At 55.3% G+C, this 25,036-nt stretch carries 21 protein-coding genes; all 21 read right to left on the reverse strand.

What is annotated here, in order from left to right; translation table 11 throughout:
• Positions 1 to 117 precede the first annotated feature (117 nt).
• On the reverse strand, positions 118 to 999 hold the full coding sequence (gene rfbA / locus QYE47_RS17270; protein WP_019439160.1) for a glucose-1-phosphate thymidylyltransferase RfbA: 882 nt from the start codon (positions 997 to 999) through the stop codon (positions 118 to 120).
• Positions 996 to 1,901: a dTDP-4-dehydrorhamnose reductase gene (gene rfbD, locus QYE47_RS17275; RefSeq protein WP_070384210.1), complete on the reverse strand. Its 906-nt coding sequence runs from the start codon at positions 1,899 to 1,901 to the stop codon at positions 996 to 998. Before rfbD ends, rfbA begins: the two co-directional genes overlap by 4 nt.
• Positions 1,898 to 2,968 carry a dTDP-glucose 4,6-dehydratase gene (gene rfbB, locus QYE47_RS17280; protein WP_014592011.1) on the reverse strand — a complete coding sequence of 357 codons (1,071 nt, stop codon included), beginning with the start codon at positions 2,966 to 2,968 and terminating at the stop codon, positions 1,898 to 1,900. The genes rfbD and rfbB overlap by 4 nt, the downstream gene beginning before the upstream one ends.
• Positions 2,969 to 3,137: 169 nt before the next feature.
• Positions 3,138 to 5,156 (reverse strand): nucleoside-diphosphate sugar epimerase/dehydratase, encoded by a 2,019-nt coding sequence (locus QYE47_RS17285; RefSeq protein WP_019439158.1) that lies wholly within the window; start codon positions 5,154 to 5,156, stop codon positions 3,138 to 3,140.
• A 6-nt stretch (positions 5,157 to 5,162) separates the two neighbouring features.
• Positions 5,163 to 6,176, reverse strand: coding sequence for a glycosyltransferase family 4 protein (locus QYE47_RS17290; RefSeq protein ID WP_019439157.1), 1,014 nt, complete (start codon positions 6,174 to 6,176; stop codon positions 5,163 to 5,165).
• On the reverse strand, positions 6,173 to 7,162 hold the full coding sequence (locus tag QYE47_RS17295) for an SDR family oxidoreductase (RefSeq protein WP_019439156.1): 990 nt from the start codon (positions 7,160 to 7,162) through the stop codon (positions 6,173 to 6,175). Before QYE47_RS17295 ends, QYE47_RS17290 begins: the two co-directional genes overlap by 4 nt.
• Positions 7,159 to 8,316 carry a glycosyltransferase family 4 protein gene (locus QYE47_RS17300; RefSeq protein ID WP_014592015.1) on the reverse strand — a complete coding sequence of 386 codons (1,158 nt, stop codon included), beginning with the start codon at positions 8,314 to 8,316 and terminating at the stop codon, positions 7,159 to 7,161. Before QYE47_RS17300 ends, QYE47_RS17295 begins: the two co-directional genes overlap by 4 nt.
• A gap of 65 nt (positions 8,317 to 8,381) precedes the next feature.
• Positions 8,382 to 9,332 carry an NAD(P)-dependent oxidoreductase gene (locus QYE47_RS17305; RefSeq protein WP_019439155.1) on the reverse strand — a complete coding sequence of 317 codons (951 nt, stop codon included), beginning with the start codon at positions 9,330 to 9,332 and terminating at the stop codon, positions 8,382 to 8,384.
• 34 nt (positions 9,333 to 9,366) lie between these two features.
• Positions 9,367 to 10,419, reverse strand: a complete 1,053-nt coding sequence (locus QYE47_RS17310) for an EpsG family protein (RefSeq protein ID WP_014592016.1) — start codon at positions 10,417 to 10,419, stop codon at positions 9,367 to 9,369.
• Positions 10,419 to 11,210: a glycosyltransferase family 2 protein gene (locus QYE47_RS17315; RefSeq protein WP_023390080.1), complete on the reverse strand. Its 792-nt coding sequence runs from the start codon at positions 11,208 to 11,210 to the stop codon at positions 10,419 to 10,421. Before QYE47_RS17315 ends, QYE47_RS17310 begins: the two co-directional genes overlap by 1 nt.
• Before the next feature lie 61 nt (positions 11,211 to 11,271).
• Positions 11,272 to 12,285 carry a polysaccharide biosynthesis protein gene (locus QYE47_RS17320; RefSeq protein ID WP_014592017.1) on the reverse strand — a complete coding sequence of 338 codons (1,014 nt, stop codon included), beginning with the start codon at positions 12,283 to 12,285 and terminating at the stop codon, positions 11,272 to 11,274.
• An 18-nt stretch (positions 12,286 to 12,303) separates the two neighbouring features.
• Positions 12,304 to 13,161 (reverse strand): SDR family oxidoreductase, encoded by an 858-nt coding sequence (locus QYE47_RS17325; protein ID WP_070384211.1) that lies wholly within the window; start codon positions 13,159 to 13,161, stop codon positions 12,304 to 12,306.
• Positions 13,162 to 13,199: 38 nt separating this feature from the next.
• Entirely contained in the window at positions 13,200 to 14,684 is a 1,485-nt protein-coding gene (locus QYE47_RS17330; protein ID WP_014592018.1) for an oligosaccharide flippase family protein, read from the reverse strand.
• A gap of 10 nt (positions 14,685 to 14,694) precedes the next feature.
• Positions 14,695 to 15,912, reverse strand: a complete 1,218-nt coding sequence (locus QYE47_RS17335; protein WP_014592019.1) for a glycosyltransferase — start codon at positions 15,910 to 15,912, stop codon at positions 14,695 to 14,697.
• Between the two features lie 111 nt (positions 15,913 to 16,023).
• Positions 16,024 to 17,076, reverse strand: coding sequence for a Wzz/FepE/Etk N-terminal domain-containing protein (locus QYE47_RS17340; RefSeq protein ID WP_019439151.1), 1,053 nt, complete (start codon positions 17,074 to 17,076; stop codon positions 16,024 to 16,026).
• Positions 17,077 to 17,320: 244 nt separating this feature from the next.
• The gene (locus tag QYE47_RS17345) at positions 17,321 to 18,754 is read right to left on the reverse strand and encodes an MBL fold metallo-hydrolase RNA specificity domain-containing protein (RefSeq protein WP_019439150.1); all 1,434 of its coding nucleotides are present in this window, start codon (positions 18,752 to 18,754) and stop codon (positions 17,321 to 17,323) included.
• 102 nt (positions 18,755 to 18,856) lie between these two features.
• Complete coding sequence (locus QYE47_RS17350) at positions 18,857 to 19,120, reverse strand: lipopolysaccharide assembly protein LapA domain-containing protein (RefSeq protein ID WP_003260859.1); 264 nt, start codon at positions 19,118 to 19,120, stop codon at positions 18,857 to 18,859.
• Between the two features lie 19 nt (positions 19,121 to 19,139).
• Positions 19,140 to 19,442, reverse strand: a complete 303-nt coding sequence (gene ihfB, locus QYE47_RS17355) for an integration host factor subunit beta (protein ID WP_010952810.1) — start codon at positions 19,440 to 19,442, stop codon at positions 19,140 to 19,142.
• A 793-nt stretch (positions 19,443 to 20,235) separates the two neighbouring features.
• A complete protein-coding gene (gene rpsA / locus QYE47_RS17360; protein ID WP_003252673.1) occupies positions 20,236 to 21,912 on the reverse strand; it encodes a 30S ribosomal protein S1 in 1,677 nt (558 codons plus the stop codon).
• A 124-nt stretch (positions 21,913 to 22,036) separates the two neighbouring features.
• On the reverse strand, positions 22,037 to 22,723 hold the full coding sequence (gene cmk, locus QYE47_RS17365; RefSeq protein WP_010952809.1) for a (d)CMP kinase: 687 nt from the start codon (positions 22,721 to 22,723) through the stop codon (positions 22,037 to 22,039).
• Positions 22,720 to 24,927 (reverse strand): bifunctional prephenate dehydrogenase/3-phosphoshikimate 1-carboxyvinyltransferase, encoded by a 2,208-nt coding sequence (locus tag QYE47_RS17370; RefSeq protein WP_033725117.1) that lies wholly within the window; start codon positions 24,925 to 24,927, stop codon positions 22,720 to 22,722. Before QYE47_RS17370 ends, cmk begins: the two co-directional genes overlap by 4 nt.
• Positions 24,928 to 25,036 lie beyond the last annotated feature (109 nt).

The following is a 25,036-nucleotide window of genomic DNA, read 5'->3' on the forward strand; positions in this document are numbered from 1 at the left end:
GAATACGGTAGCGCCGGCAACGGTGAACGGCGGGTGGAAATTGGCCAGCAGGACTCGGTCCCTTCGCGGGTTGAACCGCCCGTGGAATGGCGGCGCCGCCCCACCGAGGTTGTTGCCTCAATAAACCGTGCCTTGAATCAAACGCAGCAGATACTGGCCATAACCGGTCTTGGCCAGCGGTGCTGCCAGCATTTCCAACTGTTGGGCATCGATCCACCCCTGCCGGAATGCCACCTCTTCGGGGCAGGCCACCTTCAGCCCTTGCCGCCGCTCGATCGTCGCGATATACCCGCTTGCCTCAAGCAACGAGTCATGCGTCCCGGTATCCAGCCAGGCATACCCCCGCCCCATGATCTCTACCGACAAACGGTGCTGCTCCAGGTACGCGCGGTTCACGTCGGTAATCTCCAGCTCACCACGCGCGGATGGCCGAATGCTTTTGGCAATCTCGATAACGTCGTTGTCGTAGAAGTACAACCCGGTCACAGCATAGTTGGACTTGGGTTTGGCCGGCTTCTCTTCCAGGCTGATGGCATTACCCTGCCCGTCGAATTCGACCACGCCATAACGCTCGGGGTCTTGCACGTGATAGGCGAACACACTGGCGCTGCCTTGCCGGTCCATCGCGTTGCGCAGCAACTGCTGGAAGTCGTGGCCGTAATAGATGTTGTCACCCAGCACCAGCGCGGTAGGGGCGTTGCCGAGGAAGTCTTCGCCAATCAGGAACGCCTGGGCCAGGCCGTCCGGAGATGGCTGCACGGCGTAGGTGATGTTGATGCCCCAGCGGTGGCCGTTGCCCAGCAGTTGCTCGAAGCGCGGGGTGTCTTGCGGGGTGGAAATGATCAGGATGTCATGAATGCCCGCCAGCATCAGTGTGGTCAGCGGGTAATAGATCATCGGCTTGTCGTACACCGGCAACAGTTGCTTGGAAATTGCCAGGGTCGCCGGGTGCAGGCGGGTACCCGACCCACCCGCCAGAATGATGCCTTTACGCTTCATAGTGGTCCTTTCTCGTGGATTTCCGTCAGCATGCGAGCCACACCCAGGCGCCAGTCTGGCAGGGTCAGGGCAAAGGCCTTCTGCAGTTTATGGGTATCGAGACGCGAGTTGGCCGGCCGCATGGCCGCCGTCGGATAAGCCTCTGTGGTCAAGGGGGTGACGTGCTCGGCATGAGCTTTCAGCGGCACGCCATGGACCGCCGCTTGCTCCAGTACGTAACGGGCATAGCCGCACCAGGTGGTTTCACCCTCAGCGGCCAGGTGGTACAGGCCAGCCAGGGATGGGTTGCGGCGCGTGGCGACAATGGCGTGGGCGGTGATGTCGGCGATCAGTTCTGCACCCGTCGGGGCACCATGCTGGTCATCGATCACGCCCAGGCTGTCACGCTCCGCAGCCAGGCGCAGCATGGTTTTGGCGAAATTGTTGCCGCGTGCGGCATACACCCAGCAAGTGCGGAAAATCAGGTGCTGGCAACCGGCAGCCTGGATCGCTTGCTCGCCGGCCAGCTTGCTGGCGCCATAGGTATTCAATGGGTCAACGGCATCGTCTTCGCGCCAAGGCTGGGTGCCCTGCCCCGGGAACACATAGTCGGTGGAGTAATGTACCAGTAGCGCGCCACATTCAGCGGCAGCGCGGGCCAGCACGCCGACGGCGTCGGCGTTTACCTTGAAGGCTTGCTCACGGTCACTCTCGGCCTTGTCCACGGCAGTGTAGGCCGCCGCATTGACGATGACATCGGGGGCGTAGACACGGACGGTTTCGGCCAGGCCCGGCAAGTTGGCCAGGTCGCCACAGTATGCCTGGCTGCGAGCGTTCAGCGCCAGCAACTGCCCCAGTGGGGCCAGGCTGCGTTGCAGTTCCCATCCTACCTGACCGTCCTTGCCCAGCAGCAGCACCTTCATGCAGAACGCCCTGCGTAGTTTTTTTCTACCCAGTCACGGTAACTGCCAGACTGCACGTTCTGCACCCAGTCCTGGTTGTCGAGGTACCAGGCCACGGTTTTGCGGATGCCGGTTTCGAACGTTTCCGCAGGCTTCCAGCCAAGCTCCTGCTCCAGCTTGCGGGCATCGATGGCATAACGGCGGTCGTGACCTGGACGGTCGCTTACATAGGTGATCTGTTCGGCGTAGGGCTTGCCGTCGGCGCGTGGGCGCAGTTCGTCCAGCAGCGCGCACACGCGGTTGACGATGTCCAGGTTGGGCTTTTCATTCCAGCCGCCGACGTTGTACACCTCACCAGCTTTGCCGGCCTCCAGTACGCGGCGGATGGCGCTGCAGTGGTCCTTTACGTACAACCAGTCGCGAATCTGCTGACCGTCGCCATATACCGGCAGCGGCTTGCCGGCCAGGGCGTTGACGATCATCAGCGGGATGAGCTTTTCCGGGAAGTGATAAGGGCCGTAATTGTTCGAGCAATTGGTGGTCAGCACCGGCAGGCCGTAGGTGTGGTAGTACGAACGCACCAAGTGGTCGCTGGCAGCCTTGCTGGCCGAGTACGGGCTGTTAGGCTGGTACTGGTGGGTTTCAGTGAAAGCCGGTTCGTCGGCAGTCAGAGAGCCATACACTTCGTCGGTAGACACATGCAGGAAACGAAATGCCTGCCGCGCCGGCTCATTAAGGCTGCCCCAGTATGCACGCGCGGCTTCCAGCAACTGGAACGTGCCGACGACGTTGGTTTCGATGAAGGCTTGCGGGCCATGGATCGATCGGTCGACGTGGGACTCAGCGGCAAAGTTGATGATGGCGCGGGGCTGATGGGCATTCAGTAATTCCGCGACCAGCCGGCTATCGGCAATGTCGCCGTGCACGAAGATATGGCGCTTGTCGCCCTGCAGGCTGCTCAGGGTCTGCAGGTTGCCTGCATAGGTGAGTTTGTCCAGGTTGACCACGGGTTCGTCATCGCCGGCCAGCCAGTCCAAAACGAAGTTCGCCCCGATAAAGCCTGCACCGCCGGTTACCAAAATGGTCATGTTTGTCTGCTTCCGTTGTCAGGGTCTGCGCTTCCACTTTCAGGATTCTAGACTGTCGGCGGTTGATTCGAGAGCGAAGACGATGGCAACGTGACATTCAGGCTGGAATGGCGGAGATACAGGGGCCGCGCTGCGGCCCTGTGGAAGCAGGTTTAGCTGCAAAGCAAGGTCAGGGCTCCAGGCGCCGCTGCTGGTAAATCCAGTCGACAATCTCGCCTTCCGGCGAATAGCCGCTCACGGTTTCGCGCAGCAACTGCCGTACCCGCACAAAGTCATCAACCGCCGCTGCCGCCATCAGCTGCCGCAGGAACTCCTTGAGCGTATCCCAGGGCAGGAAGTCTTCGTTGGCACTCATGATCATCGGGTGACGGGTCGCAATGACGTTATCGCCAATCAGCAACTCTTCATACAGCTTTTCCCCCGGACGCAACCCGGTGAACTCAATGGCAATATCACCCATCGGGTTACGCTCGGAGCGCACACTGAAGCCCGACAGGTGAATCATCTTCTCGGCCAGTTCCACAATTTTCACCGGCTCGCCCATGTCCAGCACGAACACATCGCCACCCTTGCCCATGGAGCCGGCCTGAATTACCAGCTGCGCGGCCTCGGGAATGGTCATGAAGTAGCGGGTGATCTTGGGGTGGGTGACGGTAAGCGGGCCGCCCGCCTTGATCTGCTTGTGGAACAGTGGAATCACCGACCCCGATGAGCCCAGCACGTTACCGAAGCGCACCATGGTGAAGCGGGTCTTGTTCACCTGCGAAACGTTGCTGCTGTCGCCAAACAGCACCGGCGCCACTTCGCGGCTCAGCGCCTGCAGGGTCATCTCGGCCAGGCGTTTGGTGCTGCCCATCACATTGGTCGGGCGCACGGCCTTGTCGGTGGAAATCAGCACGAAGTTGGCAACTCCGGCCTGCAACGCGGCCTGGGCAGTGTGCAGTGTGCCGATGACATTATTCATCAGGCCTTCGGTGATGTTGTGCTCCACCATCGGCACGTGCTTATAGGCAGCTGCGTGATAGACAGTGTCGACGTGCCAGGTGCGCATGATGTCCAGAAGCTGGGACTGGTTGCGCACCGAGCCCAGGATGGGTACAAGGCTGACCGTAAGGGATTCACGGGCAACGCGCTGCTCCAGCTCGGAGAGGATGCTGTAGAGGTTGAATTCACTATGGTCGAACAACAGCAGGGTTTTTGGCCCCTGGCCCAATATCTGCCGGCACAGTTCCGAGCCGATGGAGCCGCCGGCACCGGTTACCAGTACGATCTGATCGACGATGCAGCGCTCCAGCAGGTCAGCCTGTGCCGGGACGGCATCGCGACCCAATAGGTCGGCAATATCTACTTCCTGGATGTCGTCCACCTTTACTTTACCGCTGGCCAGGTCCAGGAAGCTGGGAATACTGCGCACGTGCAGCGGGTAGCCTTCAAGGAAGTTGAGGATTTCGCGACGGCGAGTGCGGGTAGAGGACGGTATGGCTAGCAGGATTTCCTGCGCTCCCGTGGCATCGATCATGTCCTGTAACTGGTCGGGGCGGTAAACCTGCAAGCCGGCAATCACCCGGTCGGTGATGCTGGGGTCATCGTCGATGAAGGCAACCGGGCGCAGGGCCTTGTCAGAGCGCAGGGCGGCAGCAAGCTGATTGCCAGCACCACCGGCGCCATAGATGGCCACTCGCGGCAGGCCATCGCCACGGCCATTACTGGCAAAAGGAACGTGCTGCACAGCCGCGGCAAACCAGTCACCCAAGAAATACTGCCGCATGGCCAGGCGAAGACCGCCGATCATGATCAGGCTCAACCACCAGTAATTGAAGGTGATGGACCGCGGCACAACATTCTGGTGGTTGCTAGCCCAGTAGATGATGAAGCCGAGAATGAGCGCCGAGAGTGTCACGGCCTTGATGATGGCGATCAAGGCGTCGTTACCGAAATATCTCATCACCGCACGGTACAAACCGAAGCGAATGAACAACGGAATGGACACCAAAGGAGCAGTGAGGAACAGCCACGCATGGTCGATTATGGGGTTAGCCATCTCTTCAATGCCTAGACGGACCACAAACGCGAGCCAGAGCGCCACCCATATCAGCAGCACATCAGTAGACAATTGCAGCAACCGTTTCTGGCGCCGCGTAAGCTGTAGAAGCCAACTGCGCATCTTGTTATCGCCTCCTGGTCTCATAGATAGTCAGGCCTCCCGCCGCCCGGCGTTAAACTTTGCCGCCAGTACACATAGCGGCGCATAGGCGATCAGTAGACCGCCAGCTCCGTTGAGGAGCCCCGATCCCACCAGCAACGCGAGTGGTGTCAGCCAGAGTACATTGATCAACAGCACAGTGAGGGTGACTACTCTGTGGCTTTTGTAGTGCCTGGCCGCATACTGATATCCGTGACTGCGATGTGCCTCATGGACCTTCTCCCCGCGCAGGAGCCTTCGAATCAGGGTCCAGGTTGCATCAACAACGAACACTCCTAACAGTATTAGCCAACTCCAGAAAAAAGCGGGCGAAATCCAAGCAGCCTGTAGGGCCAGTAGCCCCATCATGATCCCGAGGAAACCACTGCCGGCATCGCCCATGAAGATCTTTGCTGGAGGGAAGTTCCAAATCCAGAAACCTGCCACTGCGGCCAGCAACAAGCCGCAAAGCCACAGTTGCGATGCCTGCCCGCCCAGCCAATAGAGCAATGCGCCACCGATGCATGCCGTCACGGCCTGGCCACTGGCCAAGCCATCAATTCCATCCATGAAATTGTTCAAATTGAGTAACCAGACCAAATACACGGTCGCAAGAACGTTTCCCACCCATCCCAGATCTAAAACCGTTCCAAAGAGCTCAAGGGGGGGAGCACCTGCCATCCAGAACAAGCCCCAGGCCGCGGCAGAAAAATGCCCGAGCAATCGCCAGCGTGCAGGCACATGACCATGGTCATCAAGAAACCCTATCAGCGCTGCGATCAGACCTGCCCCGAAAAGCCCTACTGCTAGAGCGCCAGGCAACACTCCCACGATTCCGAGTACTACCAACCCTAAAAGGAACGACAACACAATAGCAACGCCACCACCACGAGGAGTGGGCACGGTGTGGGAACTGCGTGCATTCGGCACATCTATCATGCTCGCTGAGAGCGCATAGCGACGAAGGGCGGCGGTTAAAAAATATGAAAGAATTGCGGTAATGGGTAATAGCAACCAAAGGCTCATTTGGATTCCTGCTGACGATATGCTTTGACAGTTCGCTTCAATTCATCGGATACCGAAGACTGCGGCTGCCAACCGAGCAACCGTCTATTTTTTTCAATGTCTATCGTCAGTGAGCCACACAGTCGGCGAAATTCTGCCTTTTTCCCAACCAAGGCTGCCAGCCCCAACAAAAATGACACCGGGAAAGGTATCAAACGGGATGATTTACCTAGCGCGCCTGCTACTTTCGATAACAGAGCTGGCGTCGACAGATCCTGGCCATCTGACACCAGGAATATCTGGTTGCCAGCGTTTGGGTGGTCAATGCAATGAATCAGGAAGGAAATAAGGTTACTCAAGCCCACCAAGCTTCTGCTGTTGTGCACTGACGCCAAAGGCAACGGTATACCTCGATCCATCCATTTGACCATCTTAAGGAAATTCGCCTTGACCCCTGGACCGTAGATCAGTGGCGGTCGAACAATCACGACATCCATTGCGCTCTCCGCTGCCAAGGCCAGCAAACCCTGCTCAGCCTCCCACTTGGATATACCGTAGGGATCAGTAGGTGAACAGTTGTCCTGCGCGTTGAAAGGAGCTTCGCTCGTTTCCTCACCATTAACCTTGATGGAGCTCAAGTAGATGAATCGACGGACACCAGCACTCGCTGCCTGGCGGGCAAGTGCAAGCGTTCCATCTACATTCACGCGACGAAAAGCAGCCAAGGGATCGTTCGTAGTTTCATTCATTACGTGAACACGCGCCGCGCAATGTACGACAACATCAACTTTTTCCAGCGCGGCCTTCCAATCAGTCTCGCCGTTGATCGAAGGCACACATACCGCGTCTACCAGAGTGCTGATCGCTTCTGGCCTCTCACGGTACTGTGCGACTACGTCAAAACGCCCCGCCTCAATAAGCCCGTTCAACAGCGCGCCCCCCACAAAACCGGTGGATCCCGTCACCAGAATGCGCTCACCGGCTGACAGCTCTGCTGAATGACTCACTTGTAAAATCCTTCATACTGTTGGATTAGAAGCGCTGAGCAGTGCCTGGAATCGAAGTCCCTTCTCGCACGCTCTTTTGCCTTTGTGGACATGCTAATCAGACGCTGGGGGTGCGACAGTAGAGCATCTATCGCATCGGATAAAGCACCGGAGTCACGGACAGGCACCAATAGCCCCGTTTCGCCATTGACGACAGCATCATTAAGGCCATAGATATCCGTTCCAACTGTTGGAAGGCCCATCGCCGCTGCTTCGATCACTACCGTACCGAACCCTTCCCGATAGCTCGGCAAACAGAGCAAATCGGCCGCTGCCATAAATTTTTCAGGCAATTCCTGCAGGCCAAGCACCTTTATGTGCGCGGTCCCCGCTGCAAAATGAGACTCGACAACCTCTCGCCCTTCAGCCTCATAAGGCCCGACCAGCACGAGAAAAAGGTCCGCATGCACTGCCCTCAGCGTGGTGAAAGCCTCCATGAGTTCACCTATACCCTTTTCTGGAGTGACTCTCCCAACAAAGAGAAGAACTTTGGCATCCTGAGGAATTTCGAGTTCGTTTCTGGTCTGCGCAATCACCTCCGGTGAAAAACGCTGACAGTCAAATCGATCCATATCAACACCCGCCAGTGAACCGAAGCCAATCACTGACACTTTCTCTTGTGGAATCACACCTTCTCGAACGAGAAACTCTCGCTGGCTGACACTGTCGGCGTAGTTGTGGGTATTTAATCTGGCGATGAGCGCGTCGCAAAATTTTAGCAGGTGCTTTTTTAACCCATTCATGGTTACCCAAGGCTGGCCTGTGAAGGTGTGCAAACGTATCTTGACACCTGCGATCCGCCCAGCAATAGCCGCTAGCAGTCCTGCTTTAGGCGTCGTGGAGTGAACGATGTCATAACCCTGCTTCCTGAACAAAATGATAAGCTTTATCAGGCTGCGCAAATCCTTCAGCGGGCTGATTTCGCGGGCTATCTCGACAGGTATAAAATTCAGATCCTTCCTTGACTGAAGCAATCCACTCATGTCGTCGTTACTGGCGATCACGTCGACCTCTGCTCCCGCCTCATTTAGCGCTCGCAATTGAGCGCTAAGCTGCGTAACCACAAAAAACGGGACCGTAGAAATCCGTGCCACCCGCAAACCTTTAATTGACATACTGTTAGATTCCAATGCGCCAGTCACAGATAAAATTACCCAATAGCCTTCAATTCATAATTCCATTATTTTTGGATCACTTCACATATATGCACGGGGACGCTGTACTTAGGCGTAAAATTCAAATCGTTGCGTATTTTCTCCGCAGGATAAGAAGTTTTATTTACCAGGGCATCTACTCGACTTTGTGTTAACGGCAAACGCATCATGTTCCCAGCAAGCCAAACAGCCACTCTGACTAGCCACTCCGGCAACCACCATTTCGGCGGCTGAACACCTTGACAATCTGCAAGTGCCTCGACCACGTCCCTCAGCCTGCAATCATTGGACAAGTTGTAGATTTGCCTCGCTGCACGTGGCTCACTCGAACAACAGGCAAGGGCTGCTGCAACGTCATTCGCATGAATGTAAGTGGCAATCGCTTCTTCGCGCCCAACGTAGAAGAACATTTTTTTACCAATGATCCTGGCCAACTGACGAATGGAACCATTGGGCATGTCACAAGCAAACACATTGGACGGTCGAAGTATTACCCAGTCACCCGACTCTCCCTGCAATGCAGCATGAGACATGATCAGCTTGTCCGCATCGGTCTTGGTAATCTCGTACATTCCTTGAGGATTAGGTGCGGTCTGCTCGGTGACCACTCGTCTTTTGCCCGCCGCTGGTCCATACGCGCCAACACTGCTCAATTGTACCCAGCGAACGTGAGGCGCTCCCCGGCCCCTGCGGCCAAGGGCATCGAGTAGGCGCTTTACCGCGCTGACATGCAAAGCGGGCATTAATTGCTCATTCTTGATTTCACCCGCACAATTGATGATCACATCACAGCCATCTACAAGACGTTCAACGTCCAGCGTATCACTCGTGAGATCCCCCACTAGCACTTCCAGTTTTTCACTGGATGCTTTCCCGGGCTTACGGGTTAACATTCGAATCGAGTGCGCTTGCTCGGCGAGGACCGTCATCAAACGTTCCCCAATGAAGCCATTTGCGCCCAACACTAGGATTTTCAAGTTCCCGCTCCTATCACAACCTTGCGACACCAACTTACAGGCCGCCGAGTGCATCCAGTAAATGATAAGGCAAAAAAGGGCTAGGACCCTGCCCCATTTCCTGGAGATAGTTCCTATAACTAGCCACCATTGACAAGATCCCAACTGCCGATAGCCCTATTTTTATCGCCCAGTCCAAGGAGCGCTCATTATCGTTATACGCTACCAGAACGGCTAACGGCAGCGAGAACGACAACAAATCGAGAAATCGCAACCCAGCATAACTAATGCTTGCTAACGCAAAAAATGCGATTGTTAAAACAGTAGTAAGAATCACTAATTTTATTTTGTCGCTGCGCGGCATGCGCGAAGCCGCAACCGCCATGAGCATTACTGCAATGACCACCACCTTACTCATGCCAGAAAACTTTCCAGGTGATGAAACTGCACTGTAAGCACTAAGCTTCATCAGAAAATAATCACTTTTAAGGATCAGTAATAACGCCACGCACACTACAAAACCAAGGCCGGCAATTACACTGCTCCAGCGCGCCCACGGGACGCGCAACATCATCAGATAGGCGACGTTAAAAATCGAGGAATAATGAAACCCCAAAGCGATCAACGAAAAACCCACCCGTCTTGAGTAACGAATCCGTCGAGCATATTGGAATGCCAAAAGCAAAAACACACTGGCCAAACCTAATCGCAATGTATTCATGCTGTACTGATAAATAAAGGAAGGTAAGAAACAGGACAACAAAAAAAATCGCTCATTCCCATTGGAGCGCAACAAATAATAAAAAAGAACAATAAATAGCAAAAGACCAAATAATCTCACTGCGCCAACAGAAGAGCCTGTAACGCCCATGAAAATCCAGCCCAGGAAAGTAAAGGCAGGCTCAACCCCTCCCGCCAAAGGATCCAAGGTAGCCAAACCCAACAACCACTCATAGGTGTTAGTATCCGTGCCAACAGCACCGCGCAATACAGCTACTACCGCAACAAACAAAATCACCAAAGCCACAGGAATACGGCTCCTGTTCTTGGTAATTTCAGAAGCGACTAGCGCCAACAGCATCATTGCCCAGCCGAAGATATAGATCATTAACGTCTTCGCACATATGAGTTTACGACACGTCGGGCAAACTTCAGCATCGACCACGACACGGCCAACAAAAATGGCAGGATCCCAATTCTCTTTTCCCGCAACAGCGCGCCATGAACACCTAATTCACCCAACTCCATAGACCATAACTGCCCGCTCAAACCAGAATCCCCATAAACAGGTTTAAAGGTTTTGACCAACGGAAAATCCATATTGCAACACACCCCCCCCTTAAAAAGGATATCAGACCAGAGCTGATAATCCTCACAGTAGCGCTTCCCTTGTTTAAATCGACTTTTCACGCCATGCTGCAGCATTACCGACGATGTAGTAAATTGATTAGAAAACAGTAGCTGTCGCTTTGTTACCTGGGTACAACTCACATCCTCTACAGCCGGCTCTCGCTGCATCCCCGAAGCAAATTTTTGTCCCAACAAAGTTACTTCGGGGTGCTGCTCAAGCCAGTTGTACTGAAGTTCGACTTTTCGAGCATGCCAACAATCATCAGAGTCTAAGAACGCCACATACTTGCCGTTCGCCTGTGCCCAGCCTGCATTGCGTGCACTCCCTGGCCCACCATTCTGTGGCAGTTCAATCACTTTTATCCAGCCCGCAGGGTATTTTTGCTGCTCGGCATACAGTTGTTCAAGCGTATCATCTGGGCTACAGTCATCAACCAAAATTACTTCGATCGGCCTCAGGGTTTGCGTAAACACCGATTCGACCGCACGCGAAATTGATGCTTTGCTCCGATAGCAAGGAACAATTACACTGACAGAAGCCTTTGTCACTGCGAACCACCTTTTCCAGCACCATTAAAGATAATGCACTGCAACCAAAGAGACATCGCAGTCAAACCTTCAACTCTTGCTGAATATACTCCAACCTCAACAACGTCTCCTTGATTTCTTCGATGGACAGCAGCGTTGTATTATGAGAGGTGTAGTCATCAAGCTGAGAGACCTCCTGCTCGCCATCAGAAGCATACTTCTCATAGTTCAGATCGCGATTGTCGGCAGGTATCCGATAGTACCGCCCCATGTCCTCAGCCTTAGCCATCTCTTCGCGAGATATCAATGACTCGTAGAGCTTTTCGCCGTGCCGGGTACCAATCACCTTGACTTCACTGCTTGATACAAAGAGCTGCTTGAGCGCTTCCGCCAAATCTCCCACTGTCGAAGCGGGCGCTTTCTGAACAAAGATATCACCCTGCTGGGAGTGCTCAAACGCGTGCAAAACCAGATCGACCGAATCCTCCAATGACATCAGAAAACGCGTCATATTGGGGTCTGTGACCGTCAACGCCTGCCCACACTTAAGTTGATTCACAAATAGCGGAATCACTGACCCGCGGGACGCCATGACATTGCCGTAACGAGTGGCACATATAACGGTGGGTGAAGTATCGGGAATCATCCGAGATTTCGCGATTACCAACTTCTCAGCTAGAGCCTTGGAAATACCCATCGCATTTATGGGATAAACCGCTTTATCAGTACTCAAAACAACAACGCGCTTGACCTTACACTCAACCGCCGCATTGAGAACGTTTTCAGTCCCCATGACATTGGTTTTCACGGCCTCCATTGGAAAAAATTCACAAGATGGAACTTGCTTTAGTGCTGCAGCGTGAAAAATATAATCCACGCCCACCATTGCCTGTATAAGGCTGCTATAGTCCCGAACATCGCCAATATAAAACTTTACCTTGTCGTTACCCAAGGCGATACGCATGTCTTCTTGTTTTTTTTCATCGCGACTGAATATTCTTATTTCTTTAACATCAGTATCCAGAAAGCGCTTTAGCACTGTATTACCGAACGATCCAGTGCCACCGGTAATCATCAATACTTTATTTTTGAACATATATTTGCCCTGATAAATCTATTTAAAGTCGCGCATGCTAGATATCAAATCATCCCAACAGGGAGGCAAATATCCGACAGCTTCTCGGAAACGTGTCGAATCGAGAGACCGGTCAATGACTACCTCATCATCGGCTGTAATAGTGATAGCCTTACCATAAATTCTCGCGACTTTACTTAACAGCGAATACTTGTCAATGGCTTCAGCTGACACGTGATAAAGGCCGCTTAATTCAGCATTAGGCAAAACGAGATTGCCGATGATCCGACCTAATTCAACGGTGGGCAAGCCTGAAAAAATCGCTCGTTGATAACCCTTCACTGGACCTGTTTGCGACAAGAACCAATCAATGAGTGATTTGCTACTGCTCAGCTCATGTCCAATAATGGAAGTCCTGAGTGTAATGGCATTAGTCGCATCAGTGACCTCTCCAATATACTTCGACTTACCATAAAGGTCCTCTGCATCAGACGGGTCTGACTCAATGTACATCCCTCGAGTGCCGGCGTACACGCAATCCGTACTAATATGAACTAGACGAGCGCCAATCAAACTGGCTATCTTTTGCAGCCGATGGGGTAGCAAAGAGTTGATCGGCAGTACAGCAAGCGGATCGTTTGCAGTTGCCAGTTGCTTTATTAAACCGGTGCAATTGATTATTACGTCAGGACGGTGCTGATTGAACAGTGCTAAAACCTCATCTTGGTTAAGCACATCGATACCCACCTGAATGCGCACCTGCTCAGCCGGTGAGAAAAATCGTAACACTCCCGCACTACGGACGGTACCACATACGTCGTAGCGCGGATCAGACGCCAGATGCCTGAATACCGCGCTACCTAACATCCCGGACGCACCGAGCACCATGATTTTCATTGTCATTCTCCCTAATCAGGAAAGCGTATACGGTCACGTCATCTGAGTCCAGCAAGATGCCGTCGAAAAACTACCAAGCCTACTGCGCACAACGCTGCCGAAGAAAGACACGTGACGACCAAGACAGCCAAACCGCTGCTTAACCAAATTGAACATAGGAAAAAAATTCCGTTCGCCAGCGCCGTAGTGAAGAGCACAGCTATCAGACAGGCCCTATATGCGCTCTTTAACCAAGGAAAGCGACGGCAGGTGAAATATGCAGTACACGCAAGCGAAAACAAATTGTAAAGCACCCAAGTGTACCCTCCGCCGACCGCTCCAAAGTGAGCCACCAGAGTGGGTAGTGCCAACAGCATGACCGGCACTGCCACCAAATTCAAGCGAAAAGACAGTGAAGTCCAACTTGCCGCCAACTGCAGCGCGAAGGGAATAATTAAGAGAGATTGTAATGCCGTTCCAACCAATAGCCACGGCAACACGATCGCCATTCCGTTTGCCAGGAACGGCTCAAACAGCATAAGTAGAACGGGCTGAGCAAACCAGAATACCGCACTGCACATAATGGTCATGACAAGGGAGAACAAAACCAGTGCAGCACGAAATATTTTTTCTATTACGTCCAACTGGCCAAGCCGCAAGTTACTTGAAAACCTCGGAAACAAAACAGCATTAAACGCTGTCGAGAATATGTAGGGAAATCCAGCGATCGTGCTCGCCAGACTGTAATAAGCATACTCTTCCAAGCCAAGCTTACCGCTCATGAATACCTTATCGTATTGCACTGTTATCAGCGAGGTCAGTGAGATTAGAAAAACCCCTCGACTAAAAGCAATTCCGTGCTTCAGATATTTAAAGTGGACCCTGGCTCGCCCGAGAGCTCCGTGCCTTTTCAACACCAAGAGCAAGGAAAGGACATAAACAAATTGCACCACAACCTGAACTACAAAATAGCCAACCACACTATTAAGACGCGAAACCTCGCTAACAACCAGAAGCACGCCTAGCGTCCGCATTATGGAGTACGGAATATAAATCTTATTTAAAGACTGCTGGAGCTCATGGCCGGCGAACACCCCCTGCAACAACATCACCGGGAGATTCAGCCCAATAAATATAGCCATACAATACAAACTATATAGTGCTTGCTGCTCAGCAATCACGGTGAGCTTCAGCCAACTTGACACAAGCATAGGTGAAGCCATCACAATCACTAACGCCGCCACCAAACCCATTAAGGTGAACACCAGCAGATAGGTATTGATGAGTGCGAAAATGGGACGATGTGAGCGCCCGATTAATCGTGAGCCTCTGATACTCGCCAAACGCTGTATTACACTACTGGTAAGCCCTCCCTCTAGCACCATCAGTACCATCAGAAGCGTGGTGAAGAAACCGACCAACCCCACCGCTTCGGCCCCCAAGACATGTGCTGCCACAGGCAGGGAAACCAAGCTTGCCAACGCATAGATCAATTTTCCAGAAAAACTGGCAAGCAATAGCGATGATAGGTTGGCTATCTTCATGGCTGCACAATCACTCACTACCTTGAGCGTTTACTGACGATGACTCGCTTTGTGCAGAGCCTGACAAGCTCAAAGGCAGTCGCTGATCCAAGGCCTGCCGGGCGAGATACACGTCTTCAACCACAGCTACTACTTCTCGACCATTACTAGCCTTGGGCTTCAAAACGCGCTTAAACCTCGCAAGCGCATACTTGCAGACGACAGAGAACAGCTCCGAAACGATCCGGGCAGTACCGACTTGGGTGCATCCGCCTTGCTTAGCAGCACGCCGCGCCGAGAGCACCTCCTTTGCATAATCCCGATGATGGAAAAGACATAAAGCATAAAGCCGAGCCAGATTAAACTGGGCTTGACGAGCTTTATCACCTAAGCCCTCAAGGGTGGCCCATGCAGCGTGGGCCCAGACAGTCTCCACACTGAAAAACATCGGCAACTCAGGCGGCCAACGCAGATCGGTGAACGGCTTCATGTGTGGATCGCTTTTAAGATCTCCCTTGTGCTTCCCCATAGCACTGCGCCCGCTATTGCTGCCTCCGCCACCGCCTGGCATGGTAAAGGGAAAGTCTATGAGGGAGTATGTTTTACCTATCAGAGATAGCGAGATGGAGGCTGACATGTCGGGGCTAGTTCCATAGAAGATCTTGCCGCTACGCTGCCGAAGCTCATCCAGAAGACGGCGCTTGACCAATCCGTGATAAAGCTTGGGTAACGCATCAGTACCCTGACAAGCTTCATGCAGTGCAATATCCAAACGTGCTTTCACGTCATACTGCATGCATCCACCGGAAAAATCGTCCAAGTAAATGCGCCCGGCATGCGCGGCGCCATAGAACCTGGTCCGAAAGTCAGGCCAGTAGTAAAACGCTTTTACCTGTGGCGTCAGCATTTCGATCGCCTCAGATTTTGCGAACTCGGCTGCTTCGATGATTCTCGCGGAGACTGTGTCGTCGTCACCGATCAGGCATACGTATTCGCCTTCTGCCAGCTCAATCGCACGCTCATGATTCTCGGTCATGGAAAGACGATTTTTCCAATGTACGTACACCAAACGCGAATCTGTCTGGGCGGCCGCCCACGCCGCGAGAGCACAGTCATCATTGCTGGTGTCATGCACAACAACCTGCAGCCGTTCGCTTTTAATTTCCAGCAGGCTTTTTACGCAAGGGATCGCATACTTTGAGCGATTATGGGTTGGCACTACCACTGAGACTAGATATCGCTCATTCATTTTTAATCGAACCCTTTAAAATTTGATCATTGCTTTAGCCTGGTGAGTCGTTCCATGGCGCTTGTCTTCAAGGAATACGATAACTCACAGCACCGGCCAACCGGCTATTGACTACGTGCGCAAACGCGCCTGACGGAAACGCCAAGCCTCGCGAACAAGAGCAATAAAAATCCCTAGAAACAAGCCCGCAAACATTCCGACAGCCACCAGCAATGCCTTCCTTGGTTTAATCGGCGTCTCTGGTATCTCGACCACACCATCCTGACGATACACCGAAAATTGATCAGGACTAACCTTCAAAGATCGATAAACGGCCGCCTGCTCTTCACGCTCGCGGAGGTTATTGACGAATGGATCATCAGACGAGCGTGTCTGGAGATTCTGAATTTCCGACTCCAGAGCCTTGCTCCCCCGCATGTACATTAACGACCCATTCATACCTGCAGAAACTTCAGACGAAAGATTATTTTCAATAATCGGCGGTTTTTCCAAACCAATCGACTTTGATATTTTCAAGGCTTCTGTCAATTGGGCAATGCGGTCATCCCGCTCAAGCCTGGCTTTCGCCCGCGCAGAATCTATAGACTGCTGAAGATTATCAGCTTCAACTTTAAAGTCTGACACCACCCTTTCTATCAACTCTTTTTTTGATTGCTCACCCGCCATCTCCGCATAGCGCACAGCCCAATCAGCAGCTTGTTTAGGATCTTCTGCCAACACCGTTACTGTTGCATATTGCTCTGACTGATGTATACCAACCAAAAACTGAGAATTAAATTTTGCATAAAGCCCTGCTTGCGATTCACCCTCAACATTTTCAACAAAACTCGTCAAATAGACACGTTTGTAAAACATTTGACGCAAAACATTGGACTGCAAGTTTCGCAAATATACATCATTAACAAACTTTGCCGTTATTGGCACAAGGAGCCCTTTGCCATCCGACCGCCCGACATTCAGCTGATTGATATCGCTATCTAACGGAGGCTGAACATTCAGCTTGGCTTGATAAACGGGCGTCACTGCAATCGCGTAAATAGCGAAGACCGCCACCACCACTGCAGTAACCACCAGCACCAACCAACGCTGCCGCCATACCCCTTCAGTCAAATCGAAAATATCAAATTCACGCTCTTGCTTGAAGCGCTCGAGGTCATTGCGCATTTCTTTTATTTTTCCTTGATTCCGATAAGCTGAACAGACTACTGGTATACCAAGCAGCGCTGAATTCTATAGCGGCCGCTCCTACGGTAACTAAAATCGAGCGCAGCGGCAATTAGCCTCTGCTTGATCCTGGAGCTGACCGAAGGAAGCTGGGAAAAATGCTGCCCCCCCATGTGACCTGAGAGGCAATGACCATAAAAGTAGTGCCCTGGTTCCACCATGGCCTGTTCAGATTGTCAGGTCGTTATCGAGGAATGCTCACCTCTACCTTGTGCTTGAACGCTAAGCTTGCGGTCATCAAGGCCTGGCTCAACGCAGCTTTCGCATTAGGATCGCCGTGCACTAAGAGGATATTCACTGCCAAGCTAGCGCCTCGTGTTGCGAAGCTCACTAACCCTTTTTGGTCCGCATGCCCCGAGTACCCCGACAATGTCATGACCTTTGCCCGCACCTCGTACATATGCCCATCCAGGTCGATCTGCACAAAACCCTCCGCCCCCTCACTCGCCTGTATCACCGCCCCCGGCGTCCCCTTAGCCTGATACCCCACAAACATCACCTCATGCCGCGGATCCCCAAGCATGGCCTTGAGGTAGTTGACAATGCGCCCACCCGAACACATGCCATTGCCGGCAATCACGATCGCCGGTCGCCCGGTGCTCTTGAGGTAATTGACCACCTGCTGGTGGCGGGCATGGGTGTCCACACTGATCAGTTGGCTGAAGCCGAGTGGATCGCGCCCTGCAGCAACACGCGCCCTGGCTTCTGCATTCCAGTATTCGTGCAGCTCCCGGTACACGCTGGTGATGCGCTGAGCCAAGGGCGAATCGAGGATGATGGGCAACTGTGACCAGTCGATTGACTCACCGTCCGGAGCCGGACCAGTAGTGTTCAGCAGGGCTTTGCGGTGCAGAATGTCTTCCAGCTCGTACAACAGCTCCTGCGTACGACCAAGACTGAATGCAGGAATCAAGAGGGTGCCCTTGTCGGCGAGGGCTCGGTCGATGGCGTCTTCCAGCCGCTGACGGCGGTCGTCTGCCTGCGGGTGCAGGCGGTCGCCGTAGGTGCTTTCCAACACCAGCACGTCAGCACGCTCCGGGGGCTGCACCGGGCGCAGCAGCGGGTTGCCAGAAGCGCCCAGATCGCCAGAAAACACATACCGGCTGTTGGTTTGCTCATGCTGCATATCGCACTCGACATAAGCGGAACCCAGCAGATGCCCTGCACGCTGCAGGCGAATACGACAGGCAAGACCAGGGCACTCAACCACCGTGTGCCACTGCTCGAAGGGCAGCGGCACGATAAGGTCACGGATGAATTCGAGATAGCGCGCCACCTGCGCAGGCTCGCTGCTGATGCTCAGCTTGTAGGCGTCTTCCAGTACCAGCGGCAGCAGCCGGGCCGAGGGCTCGCTGCACAGGATAGGACCACGGTAACCCGCTGCCAGCAGCGCAGGGATGCGCCCAACATGGTCGAGATGGACATGGGTGATGACCAGAGCCTGAATACCCTGGATATCAAAACCGAGAGGGGCGGATTCTGCACCGGGCGGCGCATCACTTCCCTGTTCCAGCCCGCAGTCGACCAGCAAACTGGTGGATGGACCGAGGTGCAGCTGGTGACAGGACCCGGTGACACCCCGGGTACCACCGTGATGGGAAAGGCTGGGATATTCCATGCTGCGCACACTCGCCTGGACCGAAAATGAAGTGGACTATTACTCCATGACGACCGACGCATGCATAGGTGAACCTTTCTTTAGTAGGTGTAGGAAATTTCCTTAGTTGCCGTTCAATGCCGCCTGACGAGCAGAAGCCCTGATCTTGCGCTTGCTGCGCTGCACGCCGTAGGCCCCCAGCAACGGCCCGACTGCCAGGCCAATGACCAAGGCAGCCAACACCAGGACAGCAACCGGCATGGCGGGTGCAGCCCAACCGAACAGGACCAGTGACACGGTTTGCTGGTTCTCCAGCACGAAGAACAACACCACAGCCGCCAATAGCAGCACGAACACCGCCGCCAGGGCGCGCTTGAGGTTACGCATCAGATTGCTCCTTGTGGAATCAGGTATGGGCCTCTTCATGCTCGTCTTCATTGACCCGGTCACGCAACTCTTTGCCGGGCTTGAAGTGCGGCACGAACTTGCCTTCGAGGCTGACCGACTGGCCGGTCTTCGGGTTACGGCCTACGCGAGGGGCGCGATAGTGCAGCGAGAAGCTGCCAAAACCGCGGATCTCGATGCGATCGCCGGTAGCCAGGCATTGCGACATCTGCTCAAGCATGGTCTTGATGGCCAGCTCCACATCCTTGGACGAGAGCAGCCCCTGATGGGTGACAATACGTTCGATCAGCTCCGACTTCGTCATATTTTTCCCTTCGTTATCAAGCAGCTAGATCATTGCTTAACCAGTTTGTAGCACGCTGGGAAGGATTTGAACAGGGTGGATCTTGACTTAATAAAAAAATTCAAGATTGAAGTAATTCAAGAATGGTCTACCACTCAGGCAGGCCAGCGGCGCTTGCTTCGCGGGTGAACCCGCTCCTCCACTGGGTTATGCCAGCCTGAAGTTCGCGTGGTCCGGCGCCATCGGCGTAGGAGCGGGTTTACCCGCGAACACCGGCAAAGCCGGTGCCATCCATCGCGCTGCCTGATTCGCGGGTGAGCCCGCTCCTACACTGGGTTGTGCCAGCCTGAAGCTCGCGTGGTCCGGTGCCATCGGCGTAGGAGCGGGTTTACCCGCGAACACCGGCGAAGCCGGTGCCATCCACCGCGCCGCCTGATTCGCGGGCAAGCCCGCTCCTACAACGGGGCGTGTCAGCCTGAGGCGAGTGTGATCCAGCGCCATCGGCGTAGGCGCGGGTTTAGCCGCGAACACCGGCGAAGCCGGTGCCATCCACCGCGCTGCCTGATTCGCGGGTGAACCCGCTCCTACACTGGGCCTGGCGACATCGGCGTAGGCGCGGGTTTAGCCGCGAACACCGGCGAAGCCGGTGCCATCTACCGCGCTGCCTGATTCGCGGGTGAACCCGCTCCTACAACGGGCTTCGCCAGCCTGAAGCTGGCGTGATCCAGCAGTGCCATCCGCCGCGCCACCTGGTTGCGGAGCACAAAAAAAAAGGGCGACCCGAGGGTCGCCCTTTTTACCGATCAAACAGAACTCAGTTCTGCTTGGCCATTGCTTCGCGCAGCAGCGCAGCCATGGTGGTGTCGGCAGCAGCTTCCGGAGCGTTTTTCAGGCTCTGGATAGCTTCGCGCTCTTCAGCGTCGTCTTTCGATTTGATCGACAGGCTGATAACGCGGGACTTGCGGTCAACGCTGATGATCTTGGCTTCGATCTCTTCGCCTTCTTTCAGAACGTTACGCGCGTCTTCAACGCGGTCACGGCTGATTTCGGAAGCTTTCAGAGTGGCTTCGATGTCGTCGGCCAGAGTGACGATGGCGCCTTTGGCGTCAACTTCTTTCACGATGCCCTTGACGATAGCGCCCTTGTCATTGACAGCAACGAAGTTGGAGAACGGATCGTCTTCCAGCTGCTTGATGCCCAGGGAGATGCGCTCGCGCTCTGGGTCAACCGACAGGATGACAGTTTCCAGCTCGTCGCCCTTCTTGAAACGACGTACGGCTTCTTCGCCGGTTTCGTTCCAGGAGATGTCGGACAGGTGAACCAGACCGTCGATGCCGCCGTCCAGACCAATGAAGATACCGAAGTCGGTGATCGACTTGATGGTACCGGTGATCTTGTCACCCTTGTTGAACTGGCCGGAGAAGTCTTCCCATGGGTTGGACTTGCACTGCTTGATGCCCAGGGAGATACGACGACGCTCTTCGTCGATGTCCAGAACCATGACTTCCACTTCGTCGCCAACCTGAACGACTTTCGACGGGTGGATGTTCTTGTTGGTCCAGTCCATTTCGGAAACGTGTACCAGACCTTCAACGCCTTCTTCCAGCTCAGCGAAGCAGCCGTAGTCGGTCAGGTTGGTAACGCGAGCCTGTACGCGAGTACCTTCTGGGTAACGGGCAGTGATAGCTACCCACGGATCTTCGCCCATCTGCTTCAGACCCAGCGAAACGCGGTTGCGCTCACGGTCGAACTTCAGAACGCGTACGTCGACTTCGTCGCCAACGTTAACGATTTCCGATGGGTGCTTGATGCGCTTCCAGGCCATGTCGGTGATGTGCAGCAGGCCGTCGATACCGCCCAGGTCCACGAATGCGCCGTAGTCGGTGAGGTTCTTGACGATACCTTTGACTTGCTGGCCTTCCTGCAGGGTTTCCAGCAGGGCTTCGCGCTCGGCGCTGTTCTCGGCTTCCAGCACGCTGCGACGGGAAACGACAACGTTGTTGCGCTTCTGGTCCAGCTTGATGACCTTGAATTCCAGCTCTTTGCCTTCCAGGTGGGTGGTGTCGCGCACTGGGCGGACATCAACCAGGGAGCCCGGCAGGAACGCACGGATGCCGTTAACGTCGACAGTGAAGCCGCCCTTAACCTTACCGTTGATAACGCCCTTGACCACTTCTTCGGCGGCGAAAGCTGCTTCCAGAACAATCCAGCACTCGGCGCGCTTGGCTTTTTCACGGGACAGCTTGGTTTCGCCAAAGCCGTCTTCGACCGCGTCCAGCGCAACGTGAACTTCGTCACCGACCTTGATGGTCAGCTCGCCAGCTTCGTTGTAGAACTGCTCGAGCGGGATGACGCCCTCGGACTTCAGGCCAGCGTGTACGGTAACCCAGTCGCCGTCGATGTCGACAACGATACCGGTGATGATCGCACCCGGCTGAAGATTGAGGGTTTTCAGGCTTTCTTCAAAGAGTTCTGCAAAGCTTTCGCTCATTTTAATTCCTGTAGATTCGGGCGAAACAGACGCCCATAACCACATTCCAGACAATGTGGGTTCGTTTTAAGTAAAGGAAAGCCGGCAGGACGTTGACTGGTGCCCCTGCCTGCTTTCCTGGCTATCAGATAAGGTCGCGCTGGGCGATCTCGCTTCTGATACGTTGCAACACCTGCTCGATGGACAACTCGGTAGAGTCCAACTGAATGGCATCGGCCGCTGGTTTCAGCGGGGCCACTGCACGTTGGGTGTCACGTTCATCACGCGCACGAATCTCATCCAGCAGACTCGACAGACTAACATCTTCACCCTTGCCCTTCAACTGCAGGTAGCGGCGACGTGCGCGCTCCTCCGCGCTGGCGGTGAGGAAGACCTTTAATGGCGCGTCCGGGAACACCACGGTACCCATGTCGCGCCCGTCAGCAATCAGCCCTGGCACTTCGCGGAACTCACGCTGACGTACCAGCAGCGCATCACGCACCGCCGGCAGCGAGGCCACCATCGATGCACCAGCACCGACGGTTTCGGTACGGATGACGTTGCTGACGTCCTCACCCTCAAGGATGATCTGTTGCAGCTTACCGGGCTCGGCAGCGATGAACTGCACATCCAGATGGGCGGCAAGCTTGGTCAGTAGCTCTTCGTTGGTCAGGTCGACGCCGTGGTTGCTGGCATTGAATGCCAGCAAGCGATACAGCGCGCCAGAGTCCAGCAGCTTCCAGCCCAACTCGCGGGCAATCAGCCCGGCGACCGTGCCCTTGCCCGAGCCGCTTGGCCCGTCGATGGTGATAACCGGTGCCATTGAATTCACGACTTGCCCTCTTCTGCCACGCGAATCCCCACTTCGGCGCACAGCGCCAGGAAGTTGGGGAACGAGGTGGCGACGTTGGCGCAGTCGTGAATGCGAATCGGCGCACTGGCGCGCAGCGAAGCCACGCTGAAGGCCATGGCGATGCGGTGGTCACCATGCCCATGCACTTCGCCGCCGCCCAGCTGGCCGCCGTCGATGATGATGCCGTCCGGGGTCGGCTCGCATTTGATGCCCAAGGTGGTGAGGCCATCGGCCATCACCTGGATGCGATCGGACTCCTTCACACGCAGCTCTTCGGCGCCACGCAGCACGGTACGCCCTTCAGCGCAGGCAGCGGCCACGAACAGTACCGGGAATTCGTCGATGGCCAGCGGCACCAACGCTTCAGGAATGTCGATACCCTTAAGTTTGGCACCGCGCACACGCAGGTCGGCCACGGGCTCGCCGCCCACTTCACGCTGGTTTTCCAGGGTGATGTCGCCGCCCATCAGGCGCAGGATGTCGATCACGCCAGTACGGGTCGGGTTGATGCCGACATGCTCCAGCACAAGCTCGGAGCCTTCAGCGATAGAGGCTGCGACCAGGAAGAACGCTGCCGAGGAAATGTCAGCCGGCACTTCGATCCGGGTAGCGGTCAGCTTGCCACCGGACTGCAGCGAGGCCACTGGGCCATTGCTGTCGACCGAATAGCCAAAACCGCGCAGCATGCGCTCGGTGTGGTCACGGGTAGGCGCAGGCTCGGTGACAGTGGTCTTGCCTTCGGCGTACAGACCGGCCAGCAGCAGGCAGGATTTGACCTGGGCGCTGGCCATCGGCAGCGTGTAGGTCAGCCCTTTGAGCTTGTGGCCACCGCGGATGGTCAGCGGCGGACGGCCGTCCGGGCCGGTCTCGACCACAGCACCCATTTCGCGCAGCGGGTTGGCCACACGGTTCATCGGGCGCTTGGACAGCGAGGCGTCGCCGGTCATGGTGACATCGAACGGCTGACCGGCCAACAGGCCCGACAGCAGGCGCATCGAAGTACCGGAGTTACCTACGTACAGCGGCCCTGGTGGCGGCTTCAGGCCATGCAGGCCCACGCCGTGAATGGTTACACGACCGTGGTTGGGGCCTTCGATGACCACACCCATGTCACGGAATGCCTGCAGGGTCGCCAGCGCATCTTCGCCTTCGAGGAAGCCTTCGACCTCGGTAGTACCTTCGGCCAGCGAGCCGAGCATGATCGAGCGATGGGAAATCGACTTGTCGCCCGGTACACGGATCCGCCCGTTCAGGCGGCCACCCGGTTGGGCCTGGAAAATCAGATCGTTGGCGTTCATAGCGTCCACATAGGCCCGGCGGGCCAGGATTTTACTGAAATGCTCGCGGGCAACCCGTGCGCGGGTGAATACACCCAGCAGTTGGTGCCCATCCCCTTCAGCGATCGCGTCGCGCAGGGCGTCGAGATCGCTGCGAAATGTATCAAGCGTGCGCAGGACAGCGTCGCGGTTGGCGAGGAAAATGTCATGCCACATGGTCGGATCGCTGCCGGCGATTCTTGTGAAATCGCGGAACCCACCCGCAGCGTACCGGAAGATCTCGAGGTTTTCATTGCGTTTGGCCAGTGAGTCGACCAGGCCAAAGGCCAGCAGGTGTGGCAGATGGCTCGTGGCGGCCAGTACTTCGTCATGGCGCTCGACCGACATGTGTTCCACATCGGCATCCAGCGCACGCCAAAGGCGGTCAACCAGGGCCAGCGCGGCGGGGTCGGTTTCGGCCAGCGGCGTGAGGATCACCTTGTGCCGGCGGAACAAGGTGGCATTGGACGCCTCTACCCCGCTCTGCTCGGAACCGGCGATGGGGTGGCCCGGGACGAAACGCGGCAGGCGCGCACCGAAGACGGCACGCGCCTCACGCACGACGTTGCCCTTGGCGCTGCCGACGTCGGTGATGATTGCATCACCCAGGTCGAGCAGGGCCAGGCGCGCGAGGACTTTTTCCATGGCCAGGATGGGTACGGCCAGCTGGATGACATCGGCGCCCACACAAGCGGCGGCAAGGTCTTCTTCGCAGCGGTCGACCACGCCCAGGGCCACGGCCTGCTTGCGCGAGGGGGCATCCAGGTCGACACCGACCACTTCGCGGCAAAGGCCGCTTTCACGCAGGCCCTTGGCGAACGAGCCGCCGATCAGGCCGAGACCGACCACGACCAGGCGGTCGATGATGGGCGCAGGTTTGGTTTTTGCTGCATTTACCACTGGTGCGAACCCTGTTCAGAAATCTAGGTAGCCTGTGAGGGCCATTGGGGCCGCGGCGCGACCCTTCGCGGGCTAG

This window comes from Pseudomonas sp. 2,4-D, from assembly GCF_030418155.1.
GTDB classification, from domain to species: domain Bacteria; phylum Pseudomonadota; class Gammaproteobacteria; order Pseudomonadales; family Pseudomonadaceae; genus Aquipseudomonas; species Aquipseudomonas alloputida.